This is a genomic window from Capnocytophaga sp. oral taxon 902 (assembly GCF_013394735.1).
GTDB lineage: Bacteria > Bacteroidota > Bacteroidia > Flavobacteriales > Flavobacteriaceae > Capnocytophaga > Capnocytophaga ochracea.
Map to the genome: position 1 here is coordinate 1,732,045 of NZ_CP058261.1, position 18,784 is coordinate 1,750,828.

Below are 18,784 nucleotides of genomic sequence, written 5' to 3' on the forward strand. Positions count from 1 at the left end.
AACAATTATGAAAAAGAATATATATCATATCATAGCAATAGGATGGATGGTAGCGAGCCTCGCCCTCTTTACCCATTGCAATAAATTCGACCAAGAGCCACAAGGCGAATGGGTCGATGGCGACCAAGGGAATGTATCAGGCTCTTTTGAAGCCGATATATTCACCCTCTACGGAAAACTGAGAGGCTCTGATCTGGTAGCGGGTGTTCCTGCTTTGGCAATCCACAGTTTCCGCAGTGAAGATGCCGAAAAAGGCTCTACTGCCAGCGATGGAGTTGATCACGCCAATATGTTCGATAATTTCAATTATGTAGCGACTAATGGTTTAATTAACGGATACTATTCCGCTAACTACGAAGTTATTCACCTCTCCAATACCGTGCTCGACAAAATCAATAAGGCTGACCAAAGTACTCTCACCGATTCCGATAAGATAAACCGCGGTGAAGCACACTTTTTCCGCGCCTTTGCCTATTTTAACTTAGTGCGCGCCTTTGGCGAAGTACCTCTTATCAATTTCCGCATCTATAAAGATGAAGATGCCAATAAACCTAAGGTAAGCGTTGATAAAATCTATGAACTCATCGATGCCGACCTTACTGCTGCCGAAAGCGTACTCCCTCGCTCGTGGAGTGCTATCTACATCGGTAGACTTACTTGGGGGGCTGCCCGTTCGTTGCACGCCAAAACCTATATGATGCGCTCTAATTGGCAAGCAATGTACAACGCCTCTACCGATGTGATAAATTCAGGAATTTACAACCTTACTACACCCTACAATAAGTTGTTCCGCGAAAGTGGCGAAAACGCTCCCGAATCTATCTTAGAAGTACAGTGCACTGCCAATGCCACCTATCCTCAATCCAGCCAAGTAGGTAGTCAGTTTGCTCAAGTACAAGGGGTGCGTGGCTCTGGACAATGGGATTTAGGTTGGGGATGGAATTGCCCTACCCAGCTTTTAGCCGATGCTTTTGAAGCAGGCGACCCTCGCAAAGATGAAACCTTGCTCTATTTTGCCAAAAGTGAAGCCGAAGCTGCTACTATGCAACCCAATACTCCTTACGACGAAAAACCAATTGCACAAGCAGGCGTAGTAAATAAATATTACAACAAAAAAGCCTATACCGACCCTGCTTTGCGTAGGTCATACAGTCGTTTTGGTTATTGGTTCAATATTCGTCTCATTCGATATTCCGATGTACTTCTAATGGCTGCCGAAGCCGCTAACGAACTCGGCAACAGTGCCCAAGCACTCGTCTATTTAGAGCAAGTGCGTGCAAGAGCACGAGCAGGCAATAACAGTGTTTTACCTGCCGTTACAACCACCGTTCAAAGCGATTTGCGCGACGCTATTCGTCACGAACGCCGTATAGAGCTCGCTATGGAATTCGATCGTTTCTACGATTTAGTGCGTTGGAATATTGATGTGGAAACCCTGCACAACGCGGGCAAAACCGCTTACCAAACCAAACACCGCCTTTTGCCTTTACCTCAAGCGCAAATCGACCGTTCCAACGGAGTACTTATCCAAAACCCTAATTATTAATTAGCTAACAGGTGTTAGGTATTAGGTGTCAGCTGTTAGGTACATCACGTCATCTTTTACCTTTTACCTCTTATCTCTTATCTAAAAATGAAAAAATATATATTTTATATCAGCTTTATGGCAGGTCTTACAGCTTTTACTAACTGTTATCAAGATTTAGACCAAGACCCGCCTTTCGATTATCCTGAGGAGGTAATACCTCAGTACAACCCTCAAAAGCTCTTGTTTACCTTTGAGGGCAATGCAAAAAATGTGAGTACTTACAAGATTCCTACGCTCCCTAAGGGCAATGTCACCTATACAGACGGCAAAAAAGGCAAAGCCTACCAAGGGGGTGAAGGTACTTATGTTTTTATCTCCCCTCGCACAGCGCGTTTTGCAGGCGATATATCTCTGAAAGATACGATAGCTAACCTCGGTAGTTTTACGGTAGCTTTCTGGATGAATTCCCCTCAAGTGAATAAAGGAACAGGTATCTTTTCAATTCCTAATACTAAAAAGTTCTGGGGTAACCTCGATATTTTCTTAGATGGCAACAGTACTGCTGGCGAAGGACGTTTTAAAATGCACCTCTTCAATGGTACTAAAGAAAATTGGGTAGAGACCAAAATCCCTGGTACTATTGGTGATTGGGTGTTTATGACCTTCCGTTACAACCACAAAACGGAAATGTTACACATTTTCAAAAATGGAGAAATTGTCTTTACGCGTGTCCTTACAGGTTGGGGACGAATTGTTTACAACGATACGGGCGATTTGGTGTTAGGTACTTATGCTTTCCAAACCGACCCTCCTCAATCGTCTACTAAAGCACAAGCTTGGGCACAATCCTTCCCTGGCAAGTTAGACAACTTTGGTTTCTACAATCAAGCCCTTACCGATGAACAGATAAAAGCCTTGTATAATGAATAAAAAGAATGATATTTACATAAAAAATAACCCTTTTTCTTCAATCTCCTTTAAGGCTTGTCCCTCTTTGGAGGTTCGAGGACTGAATACAAAACTTTTAGAACTATGCTTGTTACTTTTCTTTCTTTCGTTCTCTCTTTCTGCTCAAAATGAAGCCTTTGCTAAAAAGCGCTACATCACGGCGCAACAAGATACAATGCCTTACCGTTTCTTGCAGCCCGAGCAACTAAAAGAAGGCAAGAAATACCCTTTAGTGCTCTTCTTACACGGAGCAGGCGAAAGAGGGAACGATAATGAGAGCCAGTTGCGCAATGGGGGTACAGTGTTTAGCAATCCTGCGAACCGAGATAAGTACCCTTGCTTTGTGCTCTTTCCGCAGTGCCCTGAGGGTGCATACTGGTCGCTTGAAAAGCGTCCTGAAAAAGGTTACAAAAGCGGTAATCCTTTACCAAAGGACGCTCCTATTACCAGTCATTTGCGGTTGGTGAAGGAACTTTTAGACGAGACTTTGGCTACATATCCTATCGACCCTAAGCGGGTGTACATTATGGGCATTTCGATGGGTGCGATTGCTACTTTGGATATGGTGTATCGCTTCCCCGATACCTTTGCCAAAGCTGTCTCGATATGTGGGGCGACTAATATAGAGCGTATGCGTGAGTTCAAAGGGAAAACTCTATTCCGCTTTTATCACGGTGATATCGATGATGTGATACCGGTGACTTACTCGCGCGAAGCCTATGAGGCGTTGAAAAGCACTGGCAAGAAAGTAGAATACATAGAGTTCTACGGAGCTAATCACAACGCTTGGCACCCTGCTTTTAACACCAAAGACTTTTTGGAGTGGAGTTTTAAGTAAGGGAAATGAGGTGCGAGTCGCACAGGCAGCCGTAGCACGGCAGGCGGGGAAAAATTAGCAAATGAGAAAATGAGAGAATTAGGTGCGAGCCACACAGGCAAAACTTTGACAAAGTGTGTACCCTTAAAAGTGAAATATTTGAGCTATCGGAAGGAAACGGAAAAGTTCGGAAGAGAGTTAAGAGAGATTTTGGCGAAAAAAGGCTGTAAGGAGGGTGGGGTTAGCTTATAGAGAGCTTATAGGAAGCTTATACGAATCTTGGACGATTGGTATAGGAAGGGTATATAAGTAGTTGACTCATAGTATAATACAGCGATATAAAAAATGGCAAAAAAGGGGTTTCGAGGCGAAAGAAAGAGGAATAGGTGATAGGCCTTAGGCCATAGGCAATAGAATAGGGGGGAGTGTGACGGGAAATCAAAAGAAACCTCTCTCTAGCCCCCTCAATGAGGGAGAATGTGGAGAGTCATTTATTCGGTAAGCCCCGAACCCCCGAAGGGGACAAGCTGTAAAAGGAGACAAACCTCCGCCTTTACACATACTTTGCTTTCGTGGGGCACATACCCAGCTATTGCTGGCTACTTTCAAAGGGGGAAATTAGTGATGGATAGGAACACGAGCTACGAGCTTGCACTAGCGGGGAGATAAGTAGCTGATGTTGCTAGATTGCACAGATTGCAATATAAATATAACTGTAAATCAGTATTAATATTATATTGAATTGATGTTAAAATAGAAAAATATACAAAATATGAAGCATATCAAACAGATAAACAGAACACTTTTTGTGCTTCTTATTGCATTCTGCGCGTCGTGCAGTTGCAGTAAGGACAGTAAGAAAGGCGGTAATACGCCTACTCCTAAACCACCTGTTGAAAAGAACCGCCCGATGGAATTTGCTTCCGACGATGCTTTCTTGGATTATATTCAGCGTTCGCACCTCAACTATATGTGGGAGGGTGCAGAACCTAACTCGGGGTTAGCCCCTGAGCGCAATCATATGGACGTGCCTTCCGATGATGCTCATATCGTCACTACGGGAGGTTCGGGCTTTGGGATTGCAGGGCTATTGGTGGGTGTAGAGCGCGGTTTTATCCCTCGTGCACAAGCCGTAGAAAGATTTACTAAAATCGTAACTTTCTTGGAGAAAGCCGACCGTTATCACGGTGTATGGTCGCATTGGATAGACGGGCGTACGGGTAAGACCAAACCTTTTGGACAAAAAGACAATGGGGGTGACCTTGTGGAAAGTGCTTTCTTGATGCAAGGATTGCTTTGTGTACGTCAGTATTTCAAAGACGGGAACGATACCGAAAAAACCTTAGCTTCTCGCATTGATAAACTATGGCGCGAAATGGAATGGGATTGGTACCTAAACGGACAGGATGTGCTCTATTGGCATTGGAGTCCTGATTATGCTTGGCAGATGAATTTTCCTCTGAAAGGTTATAACGAGTGCCTGATTACCTATATTTTGGCAGCTTCTTCGCCAACCCACACCATTCCTGCTTCGGCTTATCACAACGGTTGGGCACGTGGAGGAGCTATTAAAAGCACTCAGGTAACTTACAATTTGCCATTGATTCTCAAACACAACGGCGCAGAACAATATGGAGGTCCGCTATTTTGGGCGCATTATTCGTACATAGGGTTGAACCCCAAAGGGCTCAGCGATGATTATGCCAATTACTGGGATTTGAATCGCAATCACACCCTTATCAACTACAAATATTGCTTAGAAAACCCGAAAGGTTATAAAGGTTATGGGACGAACTGCTGGGGACTTACCGCCAGTTATTCAGTGAAAGGGTATGATGCCCACAGTCCTAGCAAAGATTTAGGGGTGATAGCACCTACTGCCGCACTTTCCAGCTTTCCTTATACCCCTCAAGAATCAATGGCTGCGCTCAAGCATTTCTATTATGATTTGGGCGATACTATTTGGGGTAAATACGGCTTTTATGACGCTTTTAGCGAGCAAGCGGTATGGTATCCTAAGCGTTATTTGGCTATCGACCAGCTTACTATTGCCCCGATGATAGAAAATCACCGCACGGGTCTCATTTGGAAACTATTTATGAGTTGCCCCGAAGTACAGGAGGGATTAAAGAAACTGAATTTTAAAGTACAGTAAAAAAGATAAAAGATAAAGCCTAACATTATCTTATATCTAACCTAACCAGAAGTTTATTACTAACAGTGTTTTGAAAATTGGGTTTTAACAAAGGGCGATGTTCACTCATCGCCCTTTGTTTGATTAATGACTAAAAATAAAGAGCATCAATTTTAATACGATAATACTAAAAATGCCAATAATACCAAATCAGAGACGAATGATGAGGGAGAAATATGCGAAGAGAGACTTTCATTGAAAATAGACGATGTTTTTTGGAATATTCGAAATAAATAATTACTTTTGTTGCGATATTTATAATATCAACTAAAAATTAGAATAAGTATCATTATTATGTCAAAAGATAAAATAAACAAGTCTTTATCAGAATATACTGATGATGATTTTAGCGAAAAGGAGATGGCTTTTTATGAGAGTTGCCTCAACTCAGATGAAGCGCAACAGATAGAAGAAGCACAGAAAAAAAAGTACAATCACAAAAAGATAAGCTGATTGTAATAGATGGAGCACAATTTCAGTTTGGAGCACATTTAGCAACGTTTAAACCCCTTACGAAAACATCTAAGATACAAGAAAAACTTGTAGGTACTATTGTAGAGAGACAACCGATGAACTTTACTTTTGCCGATGGTTTTCAAGTGATTTCCTTGGGGCAATGGGAGAAATATGGCACGGTGAAATTTCAGAACAACGCAGTGATATTGCAAGGCTCAGAAATTAGCTATGCAGGACAAATGCCAGGGTCTAACACAGTTGAGACAGGGAAAGCAAAATGCATACAATCAGGACAGAAAAAGAGTTTTGAAGGGATAGACACGACAGACGCAACTTTTCTTGCTTATACAACAAAACCTAAAGTGGTAGAATTTTATGCTGCTGATAGAAGTTCAGATGAAATAAGAGATACTGAATACGAAGAGATGATATATTTAAAAGTGAATACCTATGGTTTGAAGGGACAAAGAATTACAATAGAGTTAGGCACCCCAGAAATAGGTTATGAATATAATGGCGAACGACTTGTAGACAATACTTTGAAAGACTATTTGGTACAATACGATGAAGAGAGAATAGAACTAAAAGTTGTAAAACCTTAAAAAATAGAATTATGCCAGTTACAACATTTACCCTTAAAGTACCCAGTACAGGGTATGAAAAAACAATATCTTTGACAGTGAATGAGAAACCTAATTTCACAGTCTTTACAGAACCTTTCCTTTCTGAACCAGAAAGTATTAATTATAATCTTGACCGCTATATTAAAGAAGATACTCAAGCGGGTAGTATTACTAAATGCACGAGAGGAAGAGAACTTTACGACCAATATTACCTGAAAAACAGAATAAGAATAGGCTCTGAAGATTATATTCCTTCTTATCTTCGTATGTTTGAAAAACATAAGGAAAAGACAGGAAAAGAGGTGTTATTGTCTCTTAAAATAACTTATAACGATAGGGATAAATTAATAAAAGACAAAATAACCTTGGACTATGACGCCTCTTTGTTTGAAATAGGGTTCACTGATGATGGTGCAACTATAAATACTAAAGAATTTGTTTTCGAAAAGAAATATTTTACTGAAGATGTTTATACTATCCCTGTGAAAAATGGAGATAGAAAAAATGTTTTTGATGTATTCGCCCCAACAAGTAATGATCCTACAGATAAAGAACCTTTTATGATACACAAATTGCTTATCAGATGTAAAAAAGGGTTTTCAGAGGAGCAAAAAGTAACTTTTTTAAATAAGAAAGGGCAAAAAGTAGGGCTTTTAATCATAAAGCCTACTACCGAAGTTTATCATTCTAAAAGGAAATTTAGGTTTATAAAAGTTTTTCGCAAATCACACAAAGAAAATGATTTTAGAAAGATTAATAGAGATATTTTAAAACAAAATGTAAGGGATGAAAAGTATAAATCTATAGACTTTGAGTTGCTTACTAAGACTCCTAATGACTTTGATGAGAATATAAGGCTATTCTATAAATATCTTTGCAATAATTATTATAGCAGGCTAAGGGTTGTTTATCCTCCAGAAATAGAGATTGAAGAGATGGAAATTGAGGATATCTCATTTGCAGATGAAAATTTTTACAAACAGATACGACACCTGTATATAGATAAAAAACAGCTAAAAGAAGAAGAGTATAAAAATCTTGTTTTAGTATTTTTAAGTCCGTTAGAATATAGTAATCACGGAGCTGCTATATCCTATGATAATATATATATGTTCTCTATGATTGTATATATTCTTTCATCGGAATCTGTATTGCACGAGACCGCTCACAAAATGGGATTACCTCATATCTTTGAAGATCAATATATAGATGAATCTATTGGGAGGACTATAAAAAGTGTAAAAACCTCTAAGGAAAACTGTGAAGAATGGATTTCTAAGTACCAAAAAATGAAAGGTAATACAATTGTTTTTGGAACAGAAACCATTACTAAGGCTGAACTTGAAAAAAGGATAAAAGCTGAGCAAAAAAATATCCCCATAAAAGAACAGATGTTAGAATTCTTGCAAAAAATGAAACGTTATCACCAGATTTATTTTGCAGAAGGGACTTCAGATAGTATAATGGATTCTACGAATCAGAAATTTGGATTCTTTGAGTTTCAGTTTGAAATTATTAAAAAGCTAAACGATGAATACCACCATATTTAAAATAGCTATTATTATTGTATTGTGTACGCTCGTTTCTTGTGGAATAAAAACTTATACAAGAGACACGAATGATATAGGAGTTTTCCTTTATGATATGCATAGATCTATATTACATAAGGAAACAGGGAATTACGATTACCCTACTATTAAATGTAAATATTCAGTAGTTAAGGGGAAACTTAACGGAGAACTTTTGTTGAGTTATGCCCCTAGAAAATTAGATGATAATTTAAATTTTTATAGAGGGGAAATGGATACTCTTTTTTATGCCAATTTTGAAAACAACACCCTCAAAGAAGGATATATAGTAAATAGCCCCAATAATTGGAGTTCAGAAACAAGTGATTACTATCGGTTTTTATACTCTTATTTGGACTATGAAATACGAATAAAAGGAGAGAGGGTAGATTTGAGAAGCTTTAATTATGAAGGAAAAGGGATGTTAAACGCTAATGGAAAAAAAGAAGATTTTTGGGTAGAAAGTGATGGCTGGGGACAAAAATCAAAAGGTTGTTATAAAAATGGGATAAAAGATGGCTATTGGGATGAAACAATAGGACATACAAGAGGAATAGGCTACTATGTCAATGGGAAAAAGGAAGGTTACTGGATAGAAGATGGTCGTGTTTGTACAAGTAAGGGCTATTATGAAAAAGGAAAAAGAGAAGGTTTGTGGTTATTAGAATTTCCAAGCGAGGGGCATTATAAAAAACCTTATGAAAAAGACGGAGTATTAGTGATAGAATTTGTTCCACCAGCAGAAGGAGAAAAAGATATTATAAAAGCCTATTACAAAAATGATGTAGAAATAAAAGAAAATGAATAGAAACGATGAATACCACCATATTTAAAATAGTTTTTATTGTAGTATAAAGAAAAAAAGATAGAAATTACAAAAGAATGAAATTATTATTATCTTTGCCAGCAACTAAACTTTAATACCTTATGCGTATGCGTGTTTTTCTGTGTGTTTTGATGGGGTGTTTTGTAGGGACGATACACGCTCAGTTATTGCCACCTATCTATAACTACGCTCCTTCGGTATACTCGGGTGAGAGTCAGAATTGGAAAATATGTCAAGCGATAAATCAAAAGATATATTTTGCTAACAATATAGGTCTATTGGAGTTCAATGGGGTGGTATGGCAACATTACCCCTTGCCCAATGGAGCGATAGTGCGCGCCGTAAACGCCAAAGGTAACACTATCTATACGGGAGGTTTTGCTGAATTTGGTTATTGGCAAGCAGATGCTTTCAACCGTTTGCAATATACTTCACTAAGTAAACGCTTGCCGCCTAAGGATATAGAAGACGAAGAGGTATGGAAAATTGTTTTTTTTGACCATTGGGTGCTCTTCCAGTCGTTGCACAAACTTTATATTTACGACTCTCAGCACGACCGCTTTCACATTGTGCATTCGCAAAACAACCTACCTAAAATCTTCAAAGTGGGCGAGCATATTTTCTTTCAAAAGATGAATGAGGGGCTTTTTGCTCTTGTGAATGGTAAAGAAGAATTACGTTCGGAAGCATCTCTTTTCCGCGAACATATTGTTATTAATATCTTCCCATATAAAGGTAAGTTTCTATTTGTTACCCAAGATAAAGGTATTTACGAAGGAACACCTGCTGAGGTGAAACCTTGGCAAGTGAGTACAGGAGCGCTTACTTCTTCCCTAAATATTTACAGTTGCGAACAACTCTCAGACGGTTCTATCTTGCTGGGGACGATTGCCAATGGTGTATACCGATTATCGCCAGAAGGACAACTCTGGGAGCACCTTCATCAGAAGCAAGGCTTGCAAAACAACACGGTGCTTTCTATCTTTGAGGACAAAGAACACAATGTGTGGTTAGGCTTAGACAATGGCATTAGTATGGTGAATTTCTTTTCGCCTTTCCGCCAGTATAAAGATAACGAAGGAGTGTTAGGAGCCGTTTATACGTCTATTGTTTACCAAGGTGATTTGTATTTGGGTACCAATCAGGGGCTTTTTTATGCGTCCTTTCCTTTGAAAGCAGGTCAGCCATTTCAGTTGGTTGAAGGTACTAAAGGGCAAGTGTGGCAACTGAAAGAACTACAAGGCACTTTGTTTTGTGGGCACAATTCAGGTACGTTTGTGATAAACAACCATCGAGCACAATTGGTGTGTAATGTTTTGGGTACTTGGGATATTAAACCTGTGGAAGGACATCCTAATTGGCTCTTGCAAGGCAATTATGAAGGTTTATACCTTTTGGAACTGAAAGAAGGGCGTTGGCAATACCGCAATAAGATAACAGGATTCAACGTATCGAGTAGGTTTTTTGAGTTTATTTCGCCTACTGAACTATTGGTAAGCCACGAGTACAAAGGCGTGTTCCGGTTACAACTCTCCCCTGATTTTACCAGAGTACTCCAAGTGCACAAAGAGACTTCTGCCCCAATGGGACGCAAGTCGGCGATTGCTAAATACCGCAATGAGATTTGGTATTTCACCGAAAAAGGCTTGTTTAAATACAATTTTACCGCACGTAAGTTTGTCCAAGATGAAAGCCTTACCCATCGGCTATTCGACCAAGATGCCTACTTATCGGGCACTATGTTACAGGGTAAAGAGGACGGATTGTGGTTTTTTACCCAATACAATATAGTGAAGGTGAGTCAGGGTAAGTTAGACAAGGCACTTCAGCTGAAAAAGATGCCTCTCTCGGCTGCTTTTCGCAAGGATTTGGTAGGTTTTGAGAACCTCAATGAGTACCGAGAAGGGGATTGCCTCTTAGGTACGAGTACCGGCTTTATGGATTTTGCTTTTAATCCGTCGCACCATACTGCTTATGAAGTGCATATAGACCATATATACAAAAGCAAAGTGGAAGGCGTATGGCAACCTATTGCTCTTAACAGCACTGATAACCGTTGGGCATACAACCAGAACAATCTGCGTTTTAGCTATAGTGTGCCTGCCTATAATACGATGTTTCAAACTGTATATCAATATAAATTAGAGGGACTCTACGAGCACTGGAGTGACTGGAGTAAGGAGGCAAGAGTGCAGTTTGATAATCTGCCTGCAGGTGATTATACCTTTCTGGTAAGAGCCAGAGTGGGAAATGCTGTTTCGACCAATACGGCTATTTTTCACTTTGTAATAGAAAAACCTTGGTATGCCACTAATGTGATGATAGCTACCTATATAGGACTCTTACTGCTTTTGCTTTTTATAATTCACCGAGTGTATAGAGTTCATTACAAGCGTCATAAGAAGAAGGTAGAACAAGAAAAAGAGAAAGAACTCGCCCTATTGCAATTGGGGAACGACCGTACGGTAATGAAACTCCAAAACGATAAGCTCCAGAGTGAAGTGGAGAGCAAGAACCGCGAGCTGGCGGTGACTACGATGAACATCGTGCGCAAGAATGAACTGCTGATGAGCATCAAAGAGGCTCTTTTGAATAGAGGCAATAGCAAAGAAGTGTTACACATTGTGGAAGATAACATAAACAGCGAAGGTGACTGGGAGCATTTTCAAGAAATCTTTAATCAAACTGACCGCGACTTCCTTAATCGGCTTAAATCACTTCACCCCGACCTTACTCCTAATGACATTAAACTGTGTATTTACCTGCGTTTGAACCTTTCGAGTAAAGAAATTGCTCCACTACTGAACATCTCTACCCAAAGTATAGAGATAAAACGCTACCGCTTGCGCAAAAAGATGCGTTTAGAGCGCAACCAGAACCTTACTGACTATATTCTAAAGCTCTAAATTAATGATTAATGGTTAATGATTAATGGTGCGAGCCGCACAAGCAGATGTGAGTTGTACGAGCGAGTAGAAAACATAAATTGATTTTCTTAAAAAAATATATACATTACCTATACAACACCTCTTTTTAAGAGGTGTTTTTTATTTGTTGTTACCTTTACATAGATTTTTTGTATATAAGTTTAAATGTAAGATTTACAATAGTTTGTTTTGTAATTCTCGTTAATAGCAACTATACGTTTACATTAAAAATACTCCTTGTATATTTTTTGTATAGGTAAAATATTTTGTGTGTTGAATAATTGCGTTTATCTTTGTTGCGTGATTGAAAGAGAAATAAAGGAAAGAGAAAGTAATACTGAGTTAATACCAATAATGCCAATAATACTGATTGAAAAGTATAAATTTAGAGAGAGTAGGAAAAACCAACTGAAAAAGGTGATTTGTTGTTTTGAAATTAAGGCTGTAATTTATCCTTTTTGAGATAAAACTTATCAAAAGTTACCACGGGGAAAGAAAGAACGAAAGCGCACGAAAATTATTCTTAACTTTATCCAAAAAAAGAGAGGGATTTTTACTAGATGAATGATGGACTTAGCTTATAGAGAGCTTATAGGAAGCTTATACGAATCTTGGACGATTGGTATAGAAAGGGTGTATAAATAGTTGATTAATAATACAATACAACAATGCCAGTAATATCAGTAATAGGTAGTGAGGCGAAAGTAAAGGAAAGAAAAGAGCAAGTTAGAAACAGTTTAAACCTAATATAATACATTAACATACCATTTAAAAAGAGCAATTCAGATGAAAGTATTTATTTTACCAATGTTGCTATTTTTATGTACGAGTTTGGCAGTGGCACAAACTTATAACATAAAAGGAAATGTGAAAGAAGCTCCTAACAGTCCGATGATGGGGGTTTCGGTGGTTGTAAAAGGCACTACCCACGGCGTCTCTACCGATTTCGAGGGAAATTTTGCCTTAGACAACGTGAAGAAAGGTCAGGTTCTGGTGTTTTCGTATGTGGGTTACATCACTCAAGAAATCACTGTGAACAATGGCAATGCGCTGAACGTTACCTTGAAAGAAGATACCCAAACCCTCGGTGAAGTGGTAGTTATCGGGTATGGAACTCAAAAGGTAAAGGACGTAACAGGTTCGGTATCAGTAGTTGATGCTAAAACCATTACCGAACTAAAGCCTGTGGATGCGGCTACTGCCCTACAAGGTACTACCTCAGGGGTGAGCGTAAACAAGGCTTCGGGCTCACCTGGAGGGAAGATAAACATTCTCATTCGCGGAGTGAGTTCTAACGGTAGCAACGAGCCTTTGGTAATTATCGACGGTTACGAAGGGGCACTGAACAGTATCAACCCTGAGGACATCGAGAGTCTTACCGTACTAAAAGACGCTCAAGCGGCTATCTACGGTATTAAAGGCGCGAATGGGGTAGTACTCGTAACTACTAAGGGTGGACGCAAAAACACACCTTTGGAAGTGAAAATTAGCTCTTATACCGGTATTCAGCAAACTACCAAAAAGTTGGATTATATGAACGCTACCGAGTATGCTGCCTTACTCAACGAGAGTTATGCTGCCAACGGACAGGCGTTGCCTTTTGGCAATTTGGCTTCTTTGGGCAAAGGCATTGATTGGCAAGACGAGGTGTTTAAGAATTCTGTTATTTCAGATATGACAGCTAGTATCTCGGGTGGAGGTGAGAAATTTAGTTATTACTTAGGGGCATCACATCTTACCCAAGACGGTATTGTAGCCCCCGAAAAGTCCAACTTCAAACGCAATAACGTGAAAGTGAGTTTGGGAGCTGATATTTCACCAAAACTTAAGATGAACTTCACTGCCAATTATTACAACAACAAGCGCAAAACCATTGAGGAAAACGGCTTGGGAGCAGTGCTTTTCAACGCTTTGAACTTCTCGCCTACTTACGGCTTGCACGATGAGGATTTAACGGGCTTTTTGGGTAATGAGGTGATTAACCCTTTGGCACAAATAGACAATACCTATAATCAGTACGATGGTAATGGATTGGAGGGGAATTTCCAGTTGAGCTATAATCTCATAGAAGGCTTAGACCTCACTTCGCGTATTGGGTTTAAGACTTATAGTGATGAGAAGAAAGATTTTCAACCTCTGAGCTTCTTTGGTACGGGCAAAATCTTTAACCGCAGTCGCAGTACGGTAACTCAGGAAAAGAATGAAACACACGCTTATACGTGGGAGACTTTTGCTACTTATAACAAAACTTTCTGGAAAAACCACAACACTTCACTCACTGTGGGAACCAGTGCGCAACGGAACTGGGGCAGTGGACTCAGTGCTACGGGTTACGATGTGCCTAACAACTCTTGGGATTTTGCCGATATAGGTCTCACTACAGGTACTAACAACAGCAAAACTGATAACTCGTATATGAACGATTCGCGTCTTACCTCTTTCTTTGGTAGATTACAATACGACTATAAGAGTAAATACTTGCTATCGGCGATGCTTAGGCGTGATGCTTCTTCAGACTTCCCGAAAGACAACCGTGCCGACTTGTTTTCATCAGTAACAGCAGGTTGGAAAGTATCCGATGAAGGCTTCTTGAAAGACAGCAAATGGATAGACTTTCTCAAATTGCGCGGTAGTTACGGTACGCTAGGTAACAATGCCGGTAAAAACCTTTATAAGGCGATTTTAAACGGGGAAGCTGTGTACGTGTTCAACGGACAGATAGTGCGTGGAAAAGCTGTAGGCAAATTGCCCAACCCAAGTGCCAAATGGGAAGTAGCTGAAAAGTTAGACGTTGGTTTTGATTTCAATACCTTGAAGAACCGTTTGTCGTTAGTATTCGATTACTTTATAGAAAACCGCAACGATTTGCTCATTTCTAATTTTCCTGTCTCAGGTATTATAGGAACAGCTGCACCAGGAGCATCAAACCCCACCGTGAACGCTGGTAATACTCAAAATAAGGGCTTTGAGGTAGCCTTAGGTTATAGAAGTGATGTAACAAAACCTTTTTCTTGGGGCTTTAACTACAATATTACTCGTTTAGACGGCAAAGTAGTATCAATCAATGGTGATGTGATTCCTGAGGGAGGGGCTTTCAGCGTAGGTCAGTTAGCGCCTGCACGTATGGAAGTGGGTCAACCTATTGGTTACTTCTACGGTTTGCAAGCCGATGGAATCTTTCAAAACCAAGCTGAGGTAGATGCACACCCTTCACAACTCGCCTTAGGGGCTCCTGCCAAACCTGGCGATATCAGGTATAAAGATGTGAATGGCGACGGAGTAATCGATTTTAAAGACCGTACTTATTTGGGTAAGCCTACCGCCACTTACTATATGGGCTTGAACCTCAATGCTAAGTATAAAAACTTTGATTTCTCGACCTATATGTATGCCGAGTTAGACAAAGAGATGGTGCGCAACTACGAGCGTTCACAACCTAACGTAAACCGTCAGCGTTTATATCTTGACCGTTGGCGTGGTGAGGGCACCAGCAATAGCGTGCCTCGTGTAACCACAGGCGCAACTACCAATAATTTATTCTCAAGTTTCTTTGTAGAAGACGCCTCATTCTTGCGCGTTCAGAATATACAGTTGGGCTATTCGATTCCTGCATCGGTATTGGAGAGTGTGAAGATGAAAAGCTTCCGCGTGTATTTTTCAGTAAACAACGCCTTTACGTTTACTAAGTACAAAGGTTATGACCCTTCAGCTACCTCTGGTGATGCCATTGGTGGAGGTATTGATTACGGCTTCTATCCACAAGCTCGTCAGTTTATCTTAGGATTTAATACATCATTCTAAAACCCATACAAACAAATGAAAACGATATATAACATACAGAAATGGACAATAGGGCTTATGCTTTTTGTCTTTGCCTTTGCTTGTTCCGACGATTTTCTCGACAAGACTAAACAGTACGAAATCAATTCGGAGACCTATTTCAATTCAAAGGAAGACTACCAAAATGCGCTGATTGCAGCTTACAATTTGTTACATTCTACGTATATAAATGTGCTTATGGGCGAAATTGCCTCCGATAATACCCTTTGCGGAGGTGAAAGTGCTTCCGATGTACCTGGTTTTCAACAAATAGACCAGATGATTCACACGCCTATCAACAGCCAACTCAAAAACTTGTGGGACTGGATGTTTGCCGGTGTAAACCGCTCGGCTTATATCTTGGAATTCCAAGACAAAACAGCTTTTGAGGGCAAAGAAATGATTATTGCCGAAGCGCATTTCCTTCACGCTTATTACAATTTTGAACTCGTGAAATGGTTTGGGGCAATTCCACTCAAAGAAAACAAACGCTTTGAACGTGGCGACGAACAAAAAATACCCCGTTCCCCTGTGAGTGAGGTATATGCTTCTATTGAGAAAGACCTTTTGACAGCCATTCCTCACTTGCCTACAACACCACCCGACGGACAAGTAGGGCGTGCTACCAAAGGCACCGCTCAAGCACTACTCGGCAAGGTGTATTTATACCAAAACAAATTTGCCGAAGCAGCTCAAGTATTAGAAACCGTGATACACAGCAATACCTATTCACTTGTAACCGACTATGCGTCTATCTTTGAAAAAGAAGGTGAAAATGGTGCTGAATCGGTATTCGAGATACAATACACCGATGCTGAAGGTGCTAGTTTTGACTGTTTGCAATGTAGCAAAGGAAATGTAGCGGTAGGGTTTAACAGTATCCGCAACTACAATGGTCCTGTGTTCGATTCTGGCTATAGTTTTAACGTACCCGTACAAGAGGCAGTCGATGCTTTCGAAGCAGGCGACCTCCGCAAAGATGTAGCTATCTTGGATATCGTAGCGTGGGCAGCAGCGAACAACGCTACTTATGCCGAAGGTTACAAACATACGGGCTATTTCAATAGAAAATATATTGCTCGCAAAGGCGATCTCAATAGCCCCGACCCCAACCTTACCAACCCTAATAACTATCGTGCTATTCGTTATGCCGATGTGCTCTTAATGGCTGCCGAAGCGCTTAACCGTGGTAATATCAGCGATGAACGTGCTCGTGACTATCTCAACCAAGTGCGCAAACGTGCCTTTGGCGATGAAAATCATAACATTACGGTGTCAGGCTCTGCTCTTACCGAAGCGATATGGAAAGAACGCCGTGTAGAGTTCTTAGGCGAAGGCTTGCGCTTTTTCGACTTAGTCCGCACGGGTAAAGGTACCGAAATACAAGGCTTTACTGCTAATAAAAACGAAGTGTTTCCCGTACCCTACGAAGAAATACGCTTTGCTAATGGTAATTGGCAACAAAACCAAGGATACTAATTACCTCTTATCTAAATTAAAATGAAAACACTCAAAAACCTAATAGCACTACTGCTCCTCATTGGAATGGTAGCTTGCGAAAAAGATAAGGACGACCTCAGTTTCGTCCAAAATGCCACTGCACCTACCGATGTCTCAGCTAAATTTCAGGTGAGCACCGATAACACGGGAATAGTAACCATCACACCTTTAGCTACGGGGGTCGCCACTTATAAGGTCTACTTTGGCGATAGCACTGCAACCCCCACTGTGGTAAAAGCAGGAGGTTCGGTAACACACACTTATGCTGAAGGTAGTTACCAAGTGAAAATAGTAGCCGTGAACATTGCAGGCAAGGAAGCTGAAGCGACTTTGCCTTTAGAGGTGTCTTTCCGCGCCCCTGAGAATGTAGAAGTAACCGTAGCTAACGACCAATCGGTTTCTAAGAAAGTGAATGTAACTGCTAAAGCCGATTTTGCGATTACCTATGATGTGTATTTCGGTGAAAGCGCCGATGAAAAACCGGTATCTGGTAATATAGGTGAAGTTGTTTCACACATTTATAAACAAACAGGTAATTACACCCTTACGATAGAGGTGAAAGGTGCTGGTAAACAAACTACCAAAGTACAAAAATCGGTACGAGTAATTGCTTTGCAACAGCCTACTACTGTAGCTCCTCAACCTCCAATCCGCAAAGCACAAGAGGTCGTTTCGCTTTTCAGCGGACGATATACCAATGTGGCAGGCACTGATTTCAACCCTAATTGGGGTCAAGCCACTGCTTACAACCTCTTTAAGTTGGGCACCGATGAAATCTTGCAATACGCTCACCTCAATTATCAAGGTATCCAATTTGCCCGAGAAATCGACCTATCAGCGATGGAGTTCTTACATTTAGACGTTTGGACTGCCGATGCTACAGCTTTAGATATCTATTTGATTAGCAAAAGCAAAGGCGCTGACGGTGAGAAGTTCGTCAAAAAGACCCTCACTGCCGATAAGTGGACAAGCATCGATATTCCGCTAAGCGACTACACCAAACAAGGATTTGTAATCACCGATGTACACCAAATCAAATTAGTAGGACAAGGCACGGTATTTATCGACAACTTGTATTTCTACAAAAAATCGAATACCGTGATAATCGAAAACTTTGAGGGTACAGCTCCCGAGTTTACTACCTTTGGCAATATGGCAGATGTTGAAGTAGTAGCCAACCCTAATACTACAGGCAATACTTCTGCTAAAGTAGCCAAAATGGTACGTACTAAAGGTTGTGAAACATGGGCAGGTGCGTTCTTTACTTCCGAAAGTTTGGATATGAAAAGTCACAAGGTATTGAAGCTAAAAGCCTTTTCTCCTAAGGCAGGTATTACCGTAAAAGTGAAATTAGAAGGAGCTACTAGCGATGAAGCTAAAGAAGTAGATGCTCGTATCACCAAAAAGAACACTTGGGAAGAACTTTCGTTTGACTTTACTGGTATCGATACCAGCGCTACCTATACCAAAGTAGTCGTCTTCTTCGACTTTGGTGAAAAAGGAGATGGCACCACTTATTACTATGATGAAATAACACTTAATTAATTACCCGTGCGGCTCGCACTAAATTGACAAATT

At 40.4% G+C, this 18,784-nt stretch carries 12 protein-coding genes and 1 pseudogene; all 13 read left to right on the forward strand.

Features of this window, described 5'->3' with window-relative positions; genetic code table 11:
• Positions 1–7: 7 nt before the first annotated feature.
• The 13 genes and pseudogenes from HW278_RS07375 (at position 8) to HW278_RS07430 (ending at position 18,751) form a co-directional block, all read left to right on the forward strand.
• Positions 8–1,546: a RagB/SusD family nutrient uptake outer membrane protein gene (locus tag HW278_RS07375; RefSeq protein ID WP_178977430.1), complete on the forward strand. Its 1,539-nt coding sequence runs from the start codon at positions 8–10 to the stop codon at positions 1,544–1,546.
• 87 nt (positions 1,547–1,633) lie between these two features.
• Positions 1,634–2,458 (forward strand): LamG domain-containing protein, encoded by an 825-nt coding sequence (locus tag HW278_RS07380; RefSeq protein WP_178977431.1) that lies wholly within the window; start codon positions 1,634–1,636, stop codon positions 2,456–2,458.
• On the forward strand, positions 2,451–3,314 hold the full coding sequence (locus HW278_RS07385) for an alpha/beta hydrolase-fold protein (protein WP_255493556.1): 864 nt from the start codon (positions 2,451–2,453) through the stop codon (positions 3,312–3,314). The genes HW278_RS07380 and HW278_RS07385 overlap by 8 nt, the downstream gene beginning before the upstream one ends.
• Before the next feature lie 456 nt (positions 3,315–3,770).
• Positions 3,771–3,915 (forward strand): annotated as a pseudogene (locus HW278_RS12830) (phosphinothricin acetyltransferase).
• Positions 3,916–4,065: 150 nt separating this feature from the next.
• Positions 4,066–5,448, forward strand: a complete 1,383-nt coding sequence (locus tag HW278_RS07390) for a glucoamylase family protein (RefSeq protein WP_178977432.1) — start codon at positions 4,066–4,068, stop codon at positions 5,446–5,448.
• A gap of 333 nt (positions 5,449–5,781) precedes the next feature.
• The gene (locus tag HW278_RS07395) at positions 5,782–5,940 is read left to right on the forward strand and encodes a hypothetical protein (protein WP_178977433.1); all 159 of its coding nucleotides are present in this window, start codon (positions 5,782–5,784) and stop codon (positions 5,938–5,940) included.
• A gap of 116 nt (positions 5,941–6,056) precedes the next feature.
• A complete protein-coding gene (locus HW278_RS07400; RefSeq protein ID WP_178977434.1) occupies positions 6,057–6,545 on the forward strand; it encodes a hypothetical protein in 489 nt (162 codons plus the stop codon).
• A gap of 11 nt (positions 6,546–6,556) precedes the next feature.
• Positions 6,557–8,116: a hypothetical protein gene (locus HW278_RS07405; RefSeq protein WP_178977435.1), complete on the forward strand. Its 1,560-nt coding sequence runs from the start codon at positions 6,557–6,559 to the stop codon at positions 8,114–8,116.
• Positions 8,097–8,942 (forward strand): hypothetical protein, encoded by an 846-nt coding sequence (locus tag HW278_RS07410; protein ID WP_178977436.1) that lies wholly within the window; start codon positions 8,097–8,099, stop codon positions 8,940–8,942. Before HW278_RS07405 ends, HW278_RS07410 begins: the two co-directional genes overlap by 20 nt.
• 119 nt (positions 8,943–9,061) lie before the next feature.
• Positions 9,062–11,866 carry a triple tyrosine motif-containing protein gene (locus HW278_RS07415; protein ID WP_178977437.1) on the forward strand — a complete coding sequence of 935 codons (2,805 nt, stop codon included), beginning with the start codon at positions 9,062–9,064 and terminating at the stop codon, positions 11,864–11,866.
• An 807-nt stretch (positions 11,867–12,673) separates the two neighbouring features.
• Entirely contained in the window at positions 12,674–15,688 is a 3,015-nt protein-coding gene (locus tag HW278_RS07420) for a SusC/RagA family TonB-linked outer membrane protein (protein WP_178977438.1), read from the forward strand.
• Positions 15,689–15,703: 15 nt separating this feature from the next.
• The gene (locus HW278_RS07425) at positions 15,704–17,185 is read left to right on the forward strand and encodes a RagB/SusD family nutrient uptake outer membrane protein (RefSeq protein WP_178977439.1); all 1,482 of its coding nucleotides are present in this window, start codon (positions 15,704–15,706) and stop codon (positions 17,183–17,185) included.
• A 21-nt stretch (positions 17,186–17,206) separates the two neighbouring features.
• Complete coding sequence (locus HW278_RS07430) at positions 17,207–18,751, forward strand: PKD domain protein (RefSeq protein WP_178977440.1); 1,545 nt, start codon at positions 17,207–17,209, stop codon at positions 18,749–18,751.
• Positions 18,752–18,784: the final 33 nt, after the last annotated feature.

Coding starts and splice junctions, on each gene's coding strand:
- HW278_RS07390 (WP_178977432.1), top strand. CDS start 4,066: ATGAAGCATATCAAACAGATAAACAGAACACTTTTTGTGCTTCTTATT.
- HW278_RS07430 (WP_178977440.1), top strand. CDS start 17,207: ATGAAAACACTCAAAAACCTAATAGCACTACTGCTCCTCATTGGAATG.
- HW278_RS07410 (WP_178977436.1), top strand. CDS start 8,097: ATGAATACCACCATATTTAAAATAGCTATTATTATTGTATTGTGTACG.
- HW278_RS07395 (WP_178977433.1), top strand. CDS start 5,782: ATGTCAAAAGATAAAATAAACAAGTCTTTATCAGAATATACTGATGAT.
- HW278_RS07420 (WP_178977438.1), top strand. CDS start 12,674: ATGAAAGTATTTATTTTACCAATGTTGCTATTTTTATGTACGAGTTTG.
- HW278_RS07400 (WP_178977434.1), top strand. CDS start 6,057: ATGAACTTTACTTTTGCCGATGGTTTTCAAGTGATTTCCTTGGGGCAA.
- HW278_RS07415 (WP_178977437.1), top strand. CDS start 9,062: ATGCGTATGCGTGTTTTTCTGTGTGTTTTGATGGGGTGTTTTGTAGGG.
- HW278_RS07380 (WP_178977431.1), top strand. CDS start 1,634: ATGAAAAAATATATATTTTATATCAGCTTTATGGCAGGTCTTACAGCT.
- HW278_RS07425 (WP_178977439.1), top strand. CDS start 15,704: ATGAAAACGATATATAACATACAGAAATGGACAATAGGGCTTATGCTT.
- HW278_RS07375 (WP_178977430.1), top strand. CDS start 8: ATGAAAAAGAATATATATCATATCATAGCAATAGGATGGATGGTAGCG.
- HW278_RS07385 (WP_255493556.1), top strand. CDS start 2,451: ATGAATAAAAAGAATGATATTTACATAAAAAATAACCCTTTTTCTTCA.
- HW278_RS07405 (WP_178977435.1), top strand. CDS start 6,557: ATGCCAGTTACAACATTTACCCTTAAAGTACCCAGTACAGGGTATGAA.